The following is a 16,844-nucleotide window of genomic DNA, read 5'->3' on the forward strand; positions in this document are numbered from 1 at the left end:
GGTCGGGGACGCGGGCGTCGCGGCGGGCGTCGCCGCGGCCGGGGCTGCGGGACGCGGGCGGGGCGCGCGACGGCGGACGGTGGCCGTGTAGGGGACCGGGGCCGAAGGCAGGGTGGCGGCCGCCGTCGAGGGCGGCGCGGCGGGGGCGGCGTCCTGGGTCTCAGCCATCGTCGCGCCGAACAGACCGCAGCCGATGATCGCCGCCGAAAGAACGGCCCTGAACGAAAGACGCAGCGTCACGAACAAGACCTCGTCGGCTCATGGAAAATAAGGGTGAGCAGACTTCTAGGGTGTTCCGGCCGGGGATCAAAGGGCCTGTGGCCCGGCTCGCCCGTCTTTCCCGTGGACGCTTGATCGCTCAGCGGCGCTTCACGACGGCGGCGGGGCTTCGCGACGCCGGGAAGGCGAACAGGGGCAGCAGCGGCCGCAGGCCGGCGCCGATCCACAGCTGGGGCTCGGAGGCCGGCTTGGCCCCGGTGTCGCGCTCGCGCCGGGCCACGCAGGCCTGCACCGCCCGGCCCAGGGCCGCGAAGTCGCGGGCGGTCGGGGCGGACGACAGGAAGCAGTCGTCGAAATAGGGGTACTCGTCGTCCTCGCTGCAGCCGAACGAGGTGCGGTCCGACCGCGCCGCCGTCAGGATCATCCGGTCGTCGCGCTGCAGCGGCTTGACGAAGACGCCCGAGAAGCAGGCCGAGACCACCACGATCGAGGGGCGCGCCGGGCAGGCGTCGTTGATCACCGCGGCCAGCAGGGTGGGCGGCAGGATGTCCTCGTCCAGCACCGCGCCCTCGGGCGCGCCGTGGCTGGTGAGGTAGAACAGGCAGCCGCCGGTGTTCTTCGCGGCCAGGGCGCTCAGGTCGGCATGGATGGCGCGCAGGTCGGTCCTGCCCGGCTTCATGGCCGGATAGCGCTGGGGGCGCACCGAGTACTGACGAATGGCGTCGGGCGAGAAGCCCAGGCCGGCCAGGGTGGCGCCGACGTCGCGACGGGCGTTGTCGAAGGCCTCGGTGGGGGCGCCGGAATGAGCGTGCCAATCGCCGGCCACGACCACCGCGGCCCAATCGGAGAACGGCGGGGCGGTCCGCGCCTGGGCGGACGCCGAAAGCGCGAAGAACGGGAGCAGCAAAGCCAGGACCAGGCTCGCGAACCGCCGCATGGCCGCGCTACTTCTTGAACTTCGCGAACGGCGTCGGGATCGCCGTCGCGCTGGCCTTGGCCAGCAGCCGGCCCTCGGGGTCGTAGAGCTCGCCCTCGAGGAAGCACACCGTCTTGCCCCACTTGACCACCCAGCCGATCCCCTTGAGCGGGCCGGGCAGGGCGGGACGCAGGAAGCTGGTCTTCATCTCCAGCGTGGGGACCACGCAGGTCATGCCCGAGGTGATCATCCCGGCCACCGACATGCACTCGTCCAGCATGGCGCAGACGAAGCCGCCCTGGACCTGGCCCATCGGGTTGCCGACCGCCTCGACCGACGGCGCGAAGGCGATCTCGACCCGGCGTTCGGCCTGGCTGACCGACAGCATGCGGAAGCCCAGGGTGCGGGCGCTGCCCGGCGGGTTCTTGGACGCGTGGAAGCGCGCGAGGATCGCCTCGTCGGTGAGCGTCTGCGGCGTCTCCGAGGCTATGTCGCTCACGCGGCTATTTCTTGCGGAACTGGTCGAGGGAGATGATCTTCGGCGCTTCCTCGCCGCCCTCGGTGGTCGCGACCACTTCGGGCTCCGGGTCCGGCTCGGGCTCCTGCGGCACGATCTCCGGGGCCTCGAACTGCAGGGCGAACTGCACCGACGGGTCGTAGAACCGGGTCACCGCCGCATAGGGGATCGACAGCCGCTTGGGCTGGCCGCCGAACTTCAGGGTGACCGAGAAGAAGGTCTCGCCCGGCGCCAGGTCCCAGTACTGGTGCTGCAGGATGATGGTCATCTCGTCGGGATACTTGCCCAGCAGGTCCTGGGGACCGGAGACGCCCGCCGCCTGGGTCTTGAAGGTGATGTAGAGGTGGTGCGGTTCGGGCAGGCCGCCGGGCGCGGCGGCCTTCTTCAACGCGGCCTTCACGACGCCGCGCAGGGCGTCCTGGGCCATCGCCTCGTACTGCATCAGGTCTTCAGGCGGATTGGTCTGGGCCATGCGGTCCATCGTAAAGCGAGAACTGGAACGAAGCGCGCAGATTAGCCTGTCGCGGGGGCGGCGAGAAGGTGGGTGCATGGAGGAAAGTGGAAGAAAGAGGGGCCCGCGCTGGCCCCCTCCGTCACGGCGCTTCGCGCCGCGCCACCTCCCCCGCTTCGCGAGGGAGGAAGTGGAGGGATTCTGTTGGCAGGCTCCCGCATCCCTTCGCAAGGAAGAGGAGGGAGCCTCGGCGATGTCGTGGAAAGTGGAGGGATTCTGTTGGCAGGCTCCCGCATCCCTTCGCAAGGAAGAGGAGGGAGCCTCGGCGATGTCGTGGAAAGTGGAGGGATTCTGTTGGCAGGCTCCCTCCGGGCCCCGCCTAAGGATCTGAACCCCTAGGACTTAAGAGGCGAGATCACCCGCACCGCATTACGCGGCGATGGCGAACTCTTCAGCGAAGTTATCGTTCGCAGTTAGTTTAGCGGCCCGATACGGTGAGCCACGCCGAGAGAAAGCATACACCTTTACACGTCTGTCGATGCTGATCGGCCCCATGCATTCCCGTGATAACTCGGGAGGTTTTGGTGGAGCCGCCGGGAATCGCACCCGGGTCCAGTCCGCTTATTACGTGCGCGTTTATCCCCATAGTCCGGGCGAACCCGGACGGACTCAATATAGAGGCTGGGGGGCATGGATGGAAGGCCGCCCGTACTTTTGGCCGTAACGGGGGTGGCGGCGGCGCTGGGCCGGGGGCGGCGGGGTCAGGCTCAGGCGGCCCTCGGTCAGGCGACCGGTCAGCTGGCCGCCGCCGTCCTCGAACAGGCGCACGTCGTCGCCGACCAGCTCGTAATGGCCTTCGAACACCAGCTCGCCGTCATGGCGCTCCTCGAACCGGCCGTCGAGGCGCAGTTCCAGGGCGACCGCCTGGTTGGCGCTGGCCCAGACGCMCGAGATGCGGCGGCCGATCAATGGGAGGCTCCGATCGCGGAAGCGGCGGTGATGAGGGCGGTGGCGGTCAGCCAGGCGGCGACGAACCACCGTGGCGCGGCCTGGGGCCGGCGGGGCGAGTAGCGTGTCATGATATCCTCGGGGGCGGACGGCCGCTGCGTCGCTCGGTCCCGAAACCCTTGGAGAAGGGGCCTCGGGAGAGGGCGGCGACGGCGGCGATGCGGGACGTCCCCACCATGACTCAGGGATCGCCGTTCGCGATAGACCGATGCTGCCCCTTGATTGCACGATCCTGCACATCACCTTTGGCAGGCGTGACGGGGCAGTTCCCCGAGCGTAGGACAACGTCCATCAGCAAAAGGAAATGTCGATGGTCGAGCAAGGCGAACTCGCCGCGCTGATTGAACGATACGCGCCTCACGACGGTGACCACACCGTCTGCGAGAAAGCCTCGCTGCACCGCTCCAGCCAGCCCACCGAGCCCAAGCACGGCGTGTTCGGCGCCGCGGTCTGCGTGGTGGCCCAGGGCCGCAAGCAGGTTCTGAGCGGCGGGTCGGTGCTGGTCTACGACCCGCTCAACTACCTGGTCGCCTCGGTGGACCTGCCGGTGATCGGCCAGGTGATCGAGGCATCGCCCGACGAGCCCTACCTATCGTTCCGCATGACCCTGGACCCGGCGGTCATCGGCGACATGCTGCTGCAGGTGGGCGGCGAACCGGCCCTGGCCCAGGACGCCGGGCCGCTGATCCAGGCCATGGCCGTCAGCCGGGTCAATCCGCCGCTGCTGGACGCGGTGATGCGGATGGTCCGCCTGGCCGAGAACCCGCGCGACGCCGCCGTCCTGGCCCCGCTGCTCGAGCGCGAGATCCTCTACCGCATGCTGCTGGGCGACCAGGGACCGCGCCTGGCCCAGATCGCCCGGGCCGACGGCCGCATGCGCCAGGTCAAGCGGGCGATCGGCTGGATCACCCAGCACTTCAACCAGCCCTTCAGCATCGAAGAGTTGGCGGCCGAGGCGCGCATGAGTCCCTCGGCCCTGCACCGCCATTTCAAGGCCGTGACCGCCCTTAGCCCGCTGCAGTACCAGAAACAGATCCGCCTGCAGGAAGCCCGCAAGCTGATCCTGGCCCAGCGGATGGACGCCGGCTCGGCCGGCCACGCGGTGGGCTATGACAGCCCCTCGCAGTTCAGCCGCGAATACGCCCGCCTGTTCGGCGCGCCGCCCCTGCGCGACGTGGCCCGCCTGCGCGCCCGGCCCGAAATCCTGCTCGACACCTAGGGCGCGACGTCGACCCTCCTGGAGGTTTTCCCCCATTTCTGGCCCGGCCGAAGAGGGACAAGCTCGCCCCGCCCGCCTTCGAAGCGGGCTGGGAGAGGAGAGGGTCAGATGTCCAAGTTCGTGGCCGAGTTCATCGGCACGTTCGCGCTGGTGCTGTTCGGCTGCGGCGCGGCGGTCCTGGGCGGCGATCATGTCGGGCAGCTGGGGATCGCCCTGGCCTTCGGCTTCGCGATCGTGGCCATGGCCTACGGGATCGGCCCGGTGTCGGGCTGCCACGTCAACCCGGCGGTCAGCCTGGCGGCCTTCGTGGCCGGACGGATGGGCGTCAAGGAGATGCTGCTCTACTGGGCCGCCCAGTTCGTCGGCGCCGTGGTCGGCGCGGCGGTGCTGCTGTTCATCGCCGGGGGGACGGCCCACGGCCTGGGCCAGAACGGCTGGGGCCCCGGCTATGGCGGAGGGTTCGGCGTCGAGGCGGCCTTCGCCTTCGAGGTGGTGATGACCGCCCTGTTCGTGATCGTCATCCTGGGCGCGACGGGGGCCGATTCCGCCCCCGGATTCGCGGGCCTGGGCATCGGCATCGCCCTGGCGGTGATCCACATCGTCGGCATCCAGGTGACCGGCGTCTCGGTCAATCCGGCCCGCAGCCTGGGACCCGCCGTCTTCGTCGGCGGCCAGGCCCTGGCGCAGCTCTGGCTGTTCTTCGTGGCCCCGGCGATCGGGGCGGTGCTGGGCGCGCTGCTCTACCGCTTCAACCTGCTGAAGGTCGGCTGAGGCGCGCCCAGTCGCTCTAGTGCGGCAGGTCGGACCAGTTGATCACGACAGAGTTCTTGGACTGACCGACCAGGGTCAGTTTCTGGCCGTGGTCGTCGCTGAACACGTCGAAGATGTAGCGGCCGCCGGGGACCTCGACGTTCCGCAGGACCTTGCCGGTCCCGTCGAAGGTGACCACGGCGAACGAGACGCGGTTGTCTGCGTAGCTGAAGATCCAGGTCTTGGTCGGCCCGTAGTAGATGACGGGGCAGGTCTTGCTGGTGGGCGCGCCGTCGACCGGCGCATTGATGCAGGCGGTCTGCAGCCCCACGGGAATCGACGGGACCTCGGCGGAGGGCACGAATTGGATCTGGGGCGTGTTCGGCACGGCCTGGGCCTGGGCGGCCGTCGCGCCCAGCGCGGCGGCGGCGCCCAGAGCGGCCAGCATGGATTTCAGGACGACGGTCTTGGCCATGGATTCCCTTCCGGAGTTATGGCCAAGTTTGATAACGGCGTTATTCGGAAATTGCAATTTTTGGGCGTGGCGTCGCGTCGTGCTCGCTAGGGCGAGTTTGGGGGCGAGGCCGGCGCCGAGGTTGGGGGCGGTGTCTCCGGCGTGTCGTCCGTCGTCACCGGCACGGCGGCCGGTTGGGGACGGCTGCCGGTTCCCGGCTTGAGCCGGCCGCCCAAGGCGATCAGCGAGTCGTAGGCCTGTTGCTGGCGCGAGAAGTCGCCGCCGCGGGCGAACATCGCGTCGAACCGGGCGTCGCGGCCCGAGGCGGCCGACAGCGCCGCGGCCAGGGCCGGGGCGATCGAGCCCACCTCGGCGTCGTCGCAGGCGCGGCGCAGGTGGCGGGCCTGGCCGGGGACCAGCAGGGTGACGTCCCACGAGACGCCCTCCAGGCATACCGGATCCACCGCGCCGCCGCCGTAGTCGACGATCACCGAACGGGGCTGGGCCCACATCGGCGCGCCGAGCAGGGCCTTCAGGGGCGGGATCTGCTGGGTGGCCAGTTCGGCGTCGATGTCGACCCGGCGGCCGATCTCCGGGGTGCAGCAGCCCAGGCCGGCGCGGGCCTGGACGAAGGCGCGGCCGTCGCGGCGCACGGTCACCCGGACCACCGCCTGGCGCACGCCGGTGGCCGGACGGGCCCAGACCTCCAGCACCAGTTCGCCGGGCTTGATCAGCTGGCTCTGCAGGGGCTGCAGGCCCCAGAGGCGGTAGAGCAGGGGATCGACGCCGTTGTCGATCGGGACCAGCTGCTCGCCCTTGCGCAGGCGGCGGCCCTGGAAGGGGTCCTGCTCGGGCGGCGGCTTGGGGATTTCCGGGGCCCACCAAACGGCGGGATCGGGCGGCGGGGCCGGGGGAGCCTGGGGCGCGGATTGCTGGCCGGCGAGGGCGAACCCCGTCAGGAGGCCGGCCAAAAGCATCGCGCCCGTCATGGCTACATCCCTTCAACACCCCGCTCGATGGAAAGCACGCCGGTGCGCGACAGTTCCACCAAGCCCAGCGGCCGCATCAGGTCCAGGAACTTGTCGATCTTCGATGAGACGCCCGAAATCTCGAACACGAAGCTCTCCAGGGTGGTGTCCACCGGCTTGGCGCGGAAGATCTCGGCGATGCGCAGGGCCTCGACGCGGTCGGCGCCCGACCCGCGCACCTTGACCAGGGCCAGCTCGCGCTCGACGCCGTTCGGATCGCGCGTCACGTCGTGCACGCGGCGGACATTGACCACCTTGTTCAGCTGGGCCTCGATCTGGTCCAGCACCTGGCGGGTGCCGCGGGTGACCACGGTGATCCGGCTGGTGTGGGCCTTGCGGTCGGTCTCGGCCACCGTGAGGCTCTCGATGTTGTAGCCGCGCGCGGCGAACAGCCCGACCACCCGATGCAGCACGCCCGGCTCGTTGTCGACCAGCAGGGCGAAGGTCGCCGTCTGCTCGACCTGTTCGTTCGGGGCCATGTCGTAGGCGGAGGCGGGGTGGAGGTCGGTGGTCATGGTGTTTCCGTCGCGGCGGTGTCGGGTTGTCTGGGCTTGAAGCCCAGGATTCGCGCGTGCGGCTCATAGAGCACGCTGAAGGCGTAGAAGGGCAAGGCTCCGGCCGATATGCGGTTGCGCGGCTGGCCCTGGCCTGGATGGATCCGCAGGGTCGAGGCCTGGTCGCGGCCGGCCTGGAAGGTCGCCGCCAGGGGCGGGCCCTGGATCGGCGCGATGGCCAGGATGGCGGTCGAACCGGCCGGCCAGGCGCGGGGCTCGACGCCCGCGCCCAGGGCGACCTCGACCACCGGCGCGCCGCTGTCCAGCAGGACTGGGCCGCAAAGCGACCGGGCGCCGTCCGCGCTGGTCAGGCAGCCCGGCACCGCGTCGTGGAAGCCGCCGTGCAGGTCGGCGAACACCGGGTCCAGCCGCACCGAGGTGAAGCCCGCGCGGTCGCCGTCGTCGGGGTTGAGGATCAATCGCCCAGGCTTCGTCGAGCCGGGAAGCGGCAGTTCGATGATCCAGCTGTCGGCGAGGGTTTCAAGGAGGTTGGGCGCGTCGGCCTGGCCCATGTTCGTCCCGATGATGGCGACATAGCCCAGCGCGCCGCGACCGCCGATCCGGTAGTCCTTGGGCGAAACGTCGCCGACGGGGCAGTCGGGCTTGGCCTTGCCGCACCTCACGGTGTCGACCAGCTGGAAGGGGAAGTCGCCGTCCGTTCGGGCTTGGCCCAGCGCGACGCGGCCTCGGACGACCGGACCGCTGAACTCGGCGCCTGAGGTGTAGCTGTAGGTCTTATTCGCCCCCGTGGGCGTGACGCCGGCGGGCGCGGCGGCCGCCAGCACGCGCAGGCCCGTCGAGCCGGTGTCGAGGAGGGCTCGCATGGGCGCGCCGTCCGCGATGGACAGCTCCACCCAATAGCGCGGCGTGCCGTCGGCGAGCCTGGATTGGCCGATCGGCGCCTCGACCCGAGGCTTGGCGGCAAGCGCCGTCGTCGTCGAGCCCAGGGCGGCGGCGAGGGCGACGGCGAGGAACAGGTTTCCGAACATGGGGCGATCCGGTCTGATGCGATATCGGATCATGCTATCGCCCCATCCGGGCAGGTTGATTTCAAGGTCTCGACGCGCCGGATCAGACCAGCCCGCCGCCCGCCGCGCCGATGACATTCCCGATGTCCTCGACGTCGCCCATGATCATCTCGTTGTGGGCCTTGCCCGAGGGGATCATCGGCAGGCAGTTCTCGTGCTTCTCGACGCGGCAGTCGAAGACCACGACCTTGTCGCTGTTGATCATCTCCAGGATCTTGCCGTCCAGCTCGGCCGGGTCGTCGCAGCGGATGCCGACGGCGCCGTAGGCCTCGGCCAGCTTCACGAAGTCGGGCAGGCTGTCGGAATAGGAGTGGCTGTAGCGCTCGCCGTGCAGCAGCTGCTGCCACTGGCGGACCATGCCCATCCATTCGTTGTTCAGGATGAAGATCTTGACCGGCAGGTCGAACTGGATCGCCGTCGACAGTTCCTGGATGCACATCTGGATCGAGGCCTCGCCGGCGATGTCGACGACCAGGCTGCCCGGATGGGCCAGCTGCACGCCCAGGGCGGCGGGCAGGCCGTAGCCCATGGTGCCCAGGCCGCCGGAGGTCATCCAGCGGTTGGGCTCCTCGAAGCGGAAGAACTGCGCGGCCCACATCTGGTGCTGGCCGACTTCCGTCGTGATGTAGGTGTCGCGGCCCTTGGTCAGCTCGTACAGGCGCTCGATGGCGTACTGCGGCTTGATGGTGGTTTCCGAGCGGCGATAGGCCAGGCACTGGCGGGCGCGCCACTGGTCGATCTGGGCCCACCACTCGGTCAGGGCGGCCTTGTTGGGCTGGTGGCCGCCGGCCTTCCAGGCGGCGATCAGGTCCTCGAGGATGCTGCCCGCGTCGCCGACGATCGGCAGGTCGACGCGGACGTTCTTGTTGATCGACGAGGCGTCGATGTCGATGTGGATCTTCTTGCTGCCCGGCGAGAAGGCGTCCAGGCGGCCGGTGACCCGATCGTCGAAGCGCGCGCCGACGCAGACCATCACGTCGCAGTCGTGCATGGCGTTGTTGGCCTCGAATGTGCCGTGCATGCCCAGCATGCCCAGCCACGCCGGATCGGCGGCCGGGAAGGCGCCCAGGCCCATCAGGGTCGAGGTGACCGGCGCGCCGGTCATGGCCGCGAACTCGCGCAGGGCGGCGCTGGCCTTGGGGCCGGCGTTGATGACGCCGCCGCCGGTGTAGAAGATCGGCCGGCGGGCCTGGGCGATCATCCTCGCCGCCTCGGCGATGCGGGTCTGGTCGCCCTTGACGCGCGGGTTGTAGGCGTGGGTCGAGGCGACCTCGGTCGGGCCGTAATATTCGCCCTTGGCGAACTGGACGTCCTTGGGGATGTCGATCAGCACCGGGCCCGGACGGCCGGTGGTGGCGATCTTGAAGGCCTCGTGGATGATCTGCGGCAGGTCGCGGACGTCTTTGACCAGGTAGTTGTGCTTGGTGCACGAGCGGGTCATGCCGACCGTGTCGGCTTCCTGGAAGGCGTCGGTGCCGATCAGGTGGGTCGGGACCTGGCCGGTGATGACGACCATCGGGATCGAGTCCATCAGGGCGTCCATGATGCCGGTGATGGCGTTGGTCGCGCCCGGGCCCGAGGTGACCAGGACCACGCCCGGCTTGCCCGAGCTGCGCGCATAGCCCTCGGCGGCGTGGGTCGCGCCCTGCTCGTGGCGGACCAGGATGTGTTGCAGGCGCGGCTCGTGGAACAGCGCGTCGTAGATCGGCAGGACCGCGCCGCCCGGATAGCCGAACAGCACCTCGACGCCCTGGTCCACGAGGCCGCGGACCACGATCTCGGCGCCGGTCATGGCGCGATCGCTGGCGGTCTGGGCGGGAGCCTGGCTCTCGATGGTTTGATGGGCGGTCATGGGACTGATCCGGGGTTGGTAAGCTTGGGTTGGGGCAGGGCGGAAAAGAAAAAAGGCCCCGAAGGACCTTTTGTGCGCGCGACCGATCTATCAGCGTGACTTCGAGGTCACGCCGTGAACGGCCGCTCCATAAGTACGATCATGGTGTTGCGCACGAGTGTTGCTCCAAATGGATGATCGGGGAATGCCATGCTCCCCGAGGGGCGTCAAGGCGCGGTTTGACGCAAGAAACGACCCGTTGCGCCCGTGCAACGCCGTTCTTTCAGGCGAGATTCAGCCCAAGGACTTCAGCAGCAGGGCAAGAGCATGCTCGGCGAACCGCCGCATGTTGGTCTCGCGGTCGTCCAGGCCCGTCTCGATGGTAAGACTGACCTCGGTCTCCGGCCCGACCACGGCCGTGCAGCTGTGGCCGGCGGCGTCGCCGTAGCGGTTGCCGTCCGGCCCGGCGGCCCCGGTTTCCGACAGGCCCCAGGTCGCCTTCAGGTTTTTGCCGGCCACCCGGGCCAGCAGCACGGCGTAGGGCTCGCTGGCCGAGCGCAGGCCGTCCATGGCCTTCTGCGGGATGTCCAGCAGGGTCAGGCGCGCCCGCGCCGTGTAGACCACCGCGCCGCCCACATAGAACTTCGACGCCCCCGGCACGGCCAGCAGGGCGGCGGAGATCAGGCCGCCGGTCGAGGACTCGGCCACGGCGACGGTCTCGCCCCGTTCGACCAGGCGGGCGCCGACGGCGGCGGCGAGGCGGGAAAGTTCGGTCATGGCTATGCTTTCGTCGTCCAGGGAACGACCCGTTCCCAATCCGGGGTCTGGTTCCGGAACCAGGTCATCTGCCGCTTGGCGTAGCGGCGGGTTTCCTGCCGCGCCGCGTCCAGCGCCTCGTCCAAAGTAGTCTCGCCGCGCAGGTGAGCCGCCAGTTCGCGATAGCCGACGGCCTTGAGGGCGGGGAGGGACGGGTCCAGGCCCCGGGCTTCCATGGCCCGCACCTCGTCCAGGGCGCCGTTCTCGACCATCAGGCCCAGGCGCGCGTCGCAGCGGTCGTAGAGCTCGGCGCGGGGMGGGTCCAGCACGACGCCGCGCCAGGTCCCTTCGGCCAGGGCCGGCTTGGTGTCGGTCTGCCAGGCGGTGAGCGACTTGCCGGTGGCCACGGCCACGGCGTGAGCGCGGACCAGGCGCTGGCGGTCCCCGATCTCGATGCGCTTCTCGGCCTCGGGGTCCAGCTCGGCCAGGATGTCGCGGAACTCCGGTTCGCCCTGGGCGGCGTAGAGCAGGGCCGAGATCTCGCGCTGGGTCTCGGGCACCGGCGGCACGTCGGCCAGGCCGTGGGTGAGGGCCCGGAAATAGAGGCCGGTGCCGCCCACCACGACGGCGGGACGGCCGCGCGCGGCGATGTCGGCCAGGACCTGCGTCGCCGCCGTCAGCCAGCGCCCCACCGACCAGCCGTCGGCCGCGTCGGCCACGCCGAAAAGGTGATGCGGCGCCTGGGCCAGCTCGTCAGGCGACGGGGCGGCCGTCAGCACCCGCAGGCCGGCGTAGATCTGCATGGAGTCGGCGTTGACGATCTCGCCGCCGCGCTCGCGCGCCAGGTCCAGCGCGAAAGCCGACTTGCCGCTGGCCGTGGGGCCTCCGATAAGGATGATGCTGTCGGCGGCCAAATCCTGAGTCCAACGTCTCGGCGATGACCGCCTGCATATCCGGGGGATGCGATCCATACCATGCTTGACTTGATCTTCGCCGCCGCCTTGGCGTCGTCCACGACGCCGACCGCCACCAAACCCGTCGCGCCGTCGCCGATCACAGCCCAGACCAAGGCCGACCAGAAGTTCGGCTGCGCCGTGCTGTTCGTCGGCGCGGACGAGGTCATCCGCAGCAATCCGGCCATCCTGGCCAAGCTGTCGGAAGGCGAGGGCGGCAAGGCCGTCGGGCCGCTGCTCAAGATGATGGGCGTCAGCGGCGAGGCCATCCTCAACACCGCGATCGCCGACGGCGCGACCCGCGGCGAGAAGCCGGCGGACGTCTATCGCCGCGGCGTGGCCAGCATGGCCAGCATGATGATCGACGCGCCGGTGACCAAGAAGGGCGACGACGCCAACGAGGAGCGCGGCATGTTGCTGTTCACCAACTGCCTGTCGCTGATGAACGAATAGGGCCCCGCCCGGGACCCAATCATGCTCTGCCGGGTTGACGCGGGCGGCTTCCTCCAATAGCCGCCCCCTCATGCTCGCGATCACCCTCGTCTCGCCCGACCCTGCCGCCCTGGCGGAGGCCGCCGCCGCCGTGCGCGCCGCGCTGGTCACCTCGTCCGAAGCCGTGCTGGGCGACGGCGCGCTGGACCTGCTGGCCGACGGGCCGCCGGTCGAGACGCACCAGGCGGTGAAGGCCGCGGTCGGCGACCTGCCGGTCGACTTCGCGGTCCAGCCGGTCGCCAATCGCCGCAAGCGCCTGCTGATCGCCGACATGGACTCGACCATCATCAACGTCGAGTGCCTGGACGAGCTGGCCGACTTCGCCGGGGTCAAGGACAAGGTCTCGGAGATCACCGAGCGCGCCATGCGCGGCGAGCTGGCCTTCGAGGGCGCCCTGCGCGAGCGGGTGGGCATGCTGACCGGCCTGTCGGTCGGCGCCCTGCAGGCCTGCTACGACGACCGGGTGAAGCTGAACCCCGGCGCGCGGACCCTGGTGCGGACCATGGCCGAGCACGGCGCCCGCTGCGCCCTGGTCTCGGGCGGCTTCACCTTCTTCACCTCGCGGGTCGCGGAAGCCGCGGGCTTCCATCTGAACCGCGCCAACACCCTGATCGAGGCCGACGGCAAGCTGACCGGAACGGTGGGCGACCCGATCCTGGGCAAGGAAGCCAAGCTGGCCGCCCTGCAGGAAGAGACGGCCGCCCTGGGCCTGACCCCGGCCGACGCCCTGGCGGTCGGCGACGGCGCCAACGACCTGGCCATGATCGAGGTTGCGGGCCTGGGCGTGGCCTACCGCGCCAAGCCGATCGTCGCCGCCCAGGCGCATGCGAAGGTCGACCACGCCGACCTGACGGCCCTGCTCTACTTCCAGGGCTACACCCAGGCGGAGTTCGTCTCGTGAGCTTCCCGCGCACCGTCCAGGCCGTCGTCTTCGACATGGACGGGCTGCTGCTGGACACCGAGACCGTCTATGAGGCGGCGATGATCGAGGCGGGCCGGGCGTTCGGCGTCGACTTCACGGCCGCGACCTACCGCTCGATGGTGGGTAAGACCAACCCCGAATGCGCCGGGATGCTGCGCGACCTCTACGGCCAGGCCTTTCCGGTCGAGGACTACTTCAAGCGCACCTGGGCCGACGTCGAGATGATCCTCGAGGCCGAGGTGCGGCTGAAGACCGGGGTGATGGAAATCCTCGACTACCTGGACGCCCTGGGTCTGCCGCGCGCCATCGCCACCTCCAACAGCCGCCAGGCGGCCGAGCGCTATCTGGGCCGGTTCGACCTGTTCAAGCGCTTCCACGCGGTGGTGGCCCACGCCGACGTCACGCGGCACAAGCCCCATCCGGACCCGTATCTGGAAGCGGCCCGTCGCCTGAACGTCCATCCGACCCTGTGCCTGGCGCTGGAGGACTCCCATCCCGGCGTCCGCGCGGCCCACGCGGCGGGCATGATGACGGTGATGGTGCCCGACATCCTCGATCCCAACGAGGAGATGCACGAGAAGTGCGTCCACGTGGCCGACAACCTGCACGTGGTGATGGACCTGCTGAAGGCCGCGGCCTAGCGGGCCCTGCGTCGGGCCTTCGGCTCGGTCGCGGGAAGGGCGGTCGCGCCGGCCTGTTCGCCCAGGAACGCCACCAGGCTGTCCAGCGCCATCGGCTTGGCGATGTGGAAGCCCTGGGCCAGGTCGCAGCCCATCATCTGCAGCATGGCCAGGGCCTCGCGGCTCTCCACGCCCTCGGCGGTGACCTTCAGGCCCAGGCTGTGGGCGAGATCGATCGTGGATTTGACCAGCAGGGCGTMCTTGGCGTCGTTCTCCAGCGACAGCACGAAGGCCTTGTCGATTTTCAGCTCGTCGGCGTTGATCTGCTTCAGATAGGCCAGGGACGACAGGCCCGAACCGTAGTCGTCGATCGACACCGGGATCCCGGCGGCGGTCAGCCTGGCCAGCACGCCCAGGGCGACGTCGGGATTGCCGATCACGGCGGTCTCGGTGATCTCGAAGCAGAACCGTGCGCCTGAAGCGGTGATCTTCTCGATGGCGCGGTCGGCGAACTCGGCGTCGTCGATCAGGCGGCCCGAGATATTGATCGAGATCGTCAGGTCGTGGCCCAGGTCGCGCAGGGCGCGCTGGTCGACGATGGCCCGGTCGATCACGCAATCGGTCAGGGCGCGGATGTGGCCGGTCTCCTCGGCCATGCCGACGAACAGGTCGGGCCGCAGCAGCCCGCGGGTCGGGTGGTCCCAGCGCACCAGGGCCTCGACGCCAGTGATCGCGCCGCTGCGCAGGTCCAGCTTGGGCTGGTGGTGCAGGAACAGGGCGCCGGTCGCGACGCCCTGCAGCATCTCGCTCATCAGCGACAGGTTGCCGGCCGGGTCGCCATAGGCCACCGGGTCGAAGATCGCGACCTTTCGGCCGCAGGCCCGGGCCTGGTCCAGGGCGATCATCGCCTGCTCGATCAGGCGCGGCGCGTCCAGGCTCCCGGCCTCGGCCGCGGCCAGGCCGTTGGTCATGTGGACGTCGACCAGTTCAGTCCCCAGGCGGACGGGCGCGGCCAGGTCGATCAGCGCCCGCTCGACGACCGGAACGATCTCGTCGGTCAGCGCTGTCAGGCGGGAGATCACGCAGAGGGTCGAGGTGGTCAGGCGGCCGACCACGGCCTCGGGGTCGATCACCTGGACGCGGGCCCCGATCTCGCGGATCAGCTGGGTGAACAGGGCGTAGCCGATGGCGCTGCGCAGGACGGTGAAGCGGTCCAGGCCCAGGGCGGCGACCACCACCTGCTGGCCGGGCGCCAGACGGGCCATGCGGGCCTCGATCTCGCGCTCCATGGCCAAGTGGTTGGGCAGGCCGGTCTCGGCGTCGCGCAAGGCCAGTTCGGTGATCCGGACCTCGCGCTCGCGGATCTCGGCGGCCATCAGGTTGAAGCTGTCGGACAGGCGGCCGATCTCGTCGCTGGAGCGGACGTCCACGTGGACGGCCTCGCCATGCCGCAACCGGCGGGCGGCGGCCTCGAGGGCGGTGATCGGCCGGGCGATGTCGCGCGACAGGGCCCAGCTGGCGGCCACGACCAGGGCCGCGCCGATCAGGCCGGCGATGATCACCGCGGCCATCAGCGGTCGATAGGGGGCCATGGCCAGGGCCATGGGATAGCGCAGGACCAGGGCGGCCGGGGTCTGGCCGTCCAGCGTCATCAGCCGCTTGACCAGCACCAGGTCGTCGCCCGTGGTGGTGCGCAGGCGGGCGGGCTCGGCGGTGGCCTGGCGCATGGCCGTGGCCACGACGGCGCCTAGGGCGCCGGTGTCGGCGGTCTTGTCGGTGGTCACCCAGGTCTCGCCGCGGCGGTCGAACACCTGGGCGTCCAGGCGGATGGCCGACAGCCGTTCCAGGGCGGTCATCTCGCGATCGTCGAGCCGCGCGCCGAACACGATCCAGCCCGTCAGGTTCGGCGACATCACGGGCGCGGAGATCAGCTGGTAGGGCGCGCCGTCGACGATGAACACGCCCTGGGCCCGCTCCTCGTGGTCGAGGGCGCTCCACAGCTTGTCGATGTCGACCTTGGCCGGATCGACGCCGACMACGTCGCCGTCGACACCGACCAGGAAGGCCAGGTCCAGGCCCATGCGCTGGCGCAGGTTGGTCACCGCCGATTCAACGGTCGGCGCGTCGCGGGTGGCCACCGCGGCCCGGAAGCCGAAGTCGCGCGCCAAGAGGTCGGCGCCGTCGCGCAGCCGCTGGGTGCGCAGGGCCCAGACGCTGTCGAACACCGTGCCGGTCGCGGTCAGCTCGCGCCGGACCTGCTGCTGGGCGTTGTTGGCGATGGTCAGGTAGACGCTCACGGCGACCAGGCTCAGGGCCAGGGCGAACAGTCCGGCGTAGAGGACGGTCAGCTTGGTCTGGAGGCGCCTGAACATGGGGTCAGCGACCGCCTGGGCGCAGTTCGATCGTCGCGGTCTCGCGCGCCGCGCCGTGGACGGCGGTGAGGGCCAGGGTCTTCTCGTTCTTGGGCGCGCGCAGATAGGGATGCCAGACCTTGGCGACCACCGGGCCGTCCGGCAGGCCGTGGATCACCGCCACGCCGTTGGCGTCGCTCTTGGCCGCATAGGCGGTGTCGACCACCTTGATGAAGCCGACCATCTGGTCGTGGATGTTGCAGCCGATCGCCGCCACCCCGACCGCGGGCAGCCGGACCGTGCGGCTCTCCTCGTGGCCGTAAAGCTTCAGCTCGAACTTGTTGCCGGCCGAGAACGAATAGACGTGGTGGCGGACCTTATCGAGATTGGGGAACGACACCTCGGCCCCCGCCGGCACGATCAGCACGAACGGCGTGAACTGGATGTTCTGCTGGGCGACGCGATAGGGCCAGTCGAACTTGATCGGTCCCTTGGTCGGCTGGCCGTTCGGATAGACGGTGACCACCGCGTCCGGGACGGGCTTGCCGTCGGCTCCGCGCACGGAAACCGCCAGGTCCGCGGCCTGCGCCGAACCCGCCAACATTGCCGTCGCGAAAAGTATCGAGGCGATCTTCATGACGCCTGCTTAGCCTTGGCGCCGTGAAGTCCCAGTTAACGGGTGTCGAGCGGCGTTCTTCGAGCAAGACCTGCGACAAATTGGCCTGCTCAAGGATCGGTAAGGTCTTACCCGGCATGGTGTTGCGGACAATCGATT

Annotated in this window: 19 protein-coding genes, 1 other RNA gene and 1 pseudogene; 5 read left to right on the forward strand and 16 right to left on the reverse strand. The window is 69.8% G+C overall.

Features of this window, described 5'->3' with window-relative positions; translation table 11 throughout:
• From AC1U89_RS22510 to AC1U89_RS22535, 6 genes and pseudogenes are all read right to left on the reverse strand, one after another.
• Positions 1–240, reverse strand: a pseudogene (locus AC1U89_RS22510) (serine hydrolase domain-containing protein); the annotation flags it as partial.
• Between the two features lie 118 nt (positions 241–358).
• A complete protein-coding gene (locus tag AC1U89_RS22515; RefSeq protein WP_479901866.1) occupies positions 359–1,156 on the reverse strand; it encodes a C13 family peptidase in 798 nt (265 codons plus the stop codon).
• 7 nt (positions 1,157–1,163) lie between these two features.
• A complete protein-coding gene (locus AC1U89_RS22520; protein ID WP_479901867.1) occupies positions 1,164–1,634 on the reverse strand; it encodes a PaaI family thioesterase in 471 nt (156 codons plus the stop codon).
• A gap of 4 nt (positions 1,635–1,638) precedes the next feature.
• Positions 1,639–2,124 (reverse strand): SspB family protein, encoded by a 486-nt coding sequence (locus AC1U89_RS22525; protein WP_029915666.1) that lies wholly within the window; start codon positions 2,122–2,124, stop codon positions 1,639–1,641.
• Between the two features lie 318 nt (positions 2,125–2,442).
• Positions 2,443–2,807: a transfer-messenger RNA gene (ssrA, locus tag AC1U89_RS22530) on the reverse strand.
• Positions 2,773–3,072, reverse strand: a complete 300-nt coding sequence (locus AC1U89_RS22535; RefSeq protein WP_479901868.1) for an Atu4866 domain-containing protein — start codon at positions 3,070–3,072, stop codon at positions 2,773–2,775. The genes ssrA and AC1U89_RS22535 overlap by 35 nt, the downstream gene beginning before the upstream one ends.
• A 349-nt stretch (positions 3,073–3,421) precedes the next feature.
• Here AC1U89_RS22535 and AC1U89_RS22540 point away from each other — a divergent pair, with 349 nt between their 5' ends.
• Positions 3,422–4,330, forward strand: a complete 909-nt coding sequence (locus tag AC1U89_RS22540) for an AraC family transcriptional regulator (protein ID WP_479901869.1) — start codon at positions 3,422–3,424, stop codon at positions 4,328–4,330.
• Positions 4,331–4,438: 108 nt separating this feature from the next.
• A complete protein-coding gene (locus AC1U89_RS22545) occupies positions 4,439–5,101 on the forward strand; it encodes an aquaporin (RefSeq protein ID WP_479901870.1) in 663 nt (220 codons plus the stop codon).
• A gap of 16 nt (positions 5,102–5,117) precedes the next feature.
• Here AC1U89_RS22545 and AC1U89_RS22550 read toward each other — a convergent pair whose 3' ends face one another.
• From AC1U89_RS22550 to miaA, 8 genes are all read right to left on the reverse strand, one after another.
• Positions 5,118–5,555: a hypothetical protein gene (locus AC1U89_RS22550; protein ID WP_479901871.1), complete on the reverse strand. Its 438-nt coding sequence runs from the start codon at positions 5,553–5,555 to the stop codon at positions 5,118–5,120.
• 86 nt (positions 5,556–5,641) lie between these two features.
• Complete coding sequence (locus AC1U89_RS22555; RefSeq protein ID WP_479901872.1) at positions 5,642–6,523, reverse strand: hypothetical protein; 882 nt, start codon at positions 6,521–6,523, stop codon at positions 5,642–5,644.
• A gap of 2 nt (positions 6,524–6,525) precedes the next feature.
• Positions 6,526–7,077 (reverse strand): acetolactate synthase small subunit, encoded by a 552-nt coding sequence (gene ilvN / locus AC1U89_RS22560; protein WP_479901873.1) that lies wholly within the window; start codon positions 7,075–7,077, stop codon positions 6,526–6,528.
• Positions 7,074–8,105 carry a hypothetical protein gene (locus AC1U89_RS22565; RefSeq protein WP_479901874.1) on the reverse strand — a complete coding sequence of 344 codons (1,032 nt, stop codon included), beginning with the start codon at positions 8,103–8,105 and terminating at the stop codon, positions 7,074–7,076. The genes ilvN and AC1U89_RS22565 overlap by 4 nt, the downstream gene beginning before the upstream one ends.
• Positions 8,106–8,187: 82 nt before the next feature.
• The gene (locus tag AC1U89_RS22570; RefSeq protein ID WP_479901875.1) at positions 8,188–9,996 is read right to left on the reverse strand and encodes an acetolactate synthase 3 large subunit; all 1,809 of its coding nucleotides are present in this window, start codon (positions 9,994–9,996) and stop codon (positions 8,188–8,190) included.
• 107 nt (positions 9,997–10,103) lie between these two features.
• Complete coding sequence (locus tag AC1U89_RS22575) at positions 10,104–10,151, reverse strand: hypothetical protein (protein ID WP_369744215.1); 48 nt, start codon at positions 10,149–10,151, stop codon at positions 10,104–10,106.
• A 118-nt stretch (positions 10,152–10,269) separates the two neighbouring features.
• Positions 10,270–10,752 carry a CinA family protein gene (locus AC1U89_RS22580; RefSeq protein WP_479901876.1) on the reverse strand — a complete coding sequence of 161 codons (483 nt, stop codon included), beginning with the start codon at positions 10,750–10,752 and terminating at the stop codon, positions 10,270–10,272.
• 2 nt (positions 10,753–10,754) lie between these two features.
• Positions 10,755–11,645, reverse strand: coding sequence for a tRNA (adenosine(37)-N6)-dimethylallyltransferase MiaA (miaA, locus tag AC1U89_RS22585; protein WP_479901877.1), 891 nt, complete (start codon positions 11,643–11,645; stop codon positions 10,755–10,757).
• 60 nt (positions 11,646–11,705) lie between these two features.
• Between miaA and AC1U89_RS22590 the strand changes: the two genes are divergently transcribed.
• From AC1U89_RS22590 to AC1U89_RS22600, 3 genes are all read left to right on the forward strand, one after another.
• A complete protein-coding gene (locus tag AC1U89_RS22590; RefSeq protein WP_479901878.1) occupies positions 11,706–12,137 on the forward strand; it encodes a hypothetical protein in 432 nt (143 codons plus the stop codon).
• A 70-nt stretch (positions 12,138–12,207) separates the two neighbouring features.
• Positions 12,208–13,077: a phosphoserine phosphatase SerB gene (serB, locus tag AC1U89_RS22595; protein WP_479901879.1), complete on the forward strand. Its 870-nt coding sequence runs from the start codon at positions 12,208–12,210 to the stop codon at positions 13,075–13,077.
• Complete coding sequence (locus tag AC1U89_RS22600; protein ID WP_479901880.1) at positions 13,074–13,739, forward strand: HAD family hydrolase; 666 nt, start codon at positions 13,074–13,076, stop codon at positions 13,737–13,739. The genes serB and AC1U89_RS22600 overlap by 4 nt, the downstream gene beginning before the upstream one ends.
• Here AC1U89_RS22600 and AC1U89_RS22605 read toward each other — a convergent pair.
• Complete coding sequence (locus tag AC1U89_RS22605) at positions 13,736–16,090, reverse strand: putative bifunctional diguanylate cyclase/phosphodiesterase (RefSeq protein ID WP_479901881.1); 2,355 nt, start codon at positions 16,088–16,090, stop codon at positions 13,736–13,738. The two genes, AC1U89_RS22600 and AC1U89_RS22605, sit on opposite strands and share 4 nt — an antisense overlap.
• 4 nt (positions 16,091–16,094) lie before the next feature.
• The gene (locus tag AC1U89_RS22610; protein WP_479901882.1) at positions 16,095–16,631 is read right to left on the reverse strand and encodes a cupredoxin domain-containing protein; all 537 of its coding nucleotides are present in this window, start codon (positions 16,629–16,631) and stop codon (positions 16,095–16,097) included.
• Positions 16,632–16,844 lie beyond the last annotated feature (213 nt).

Source organism: Caulobacter sp. 05T431 (genome assembly GCF_056665975.1).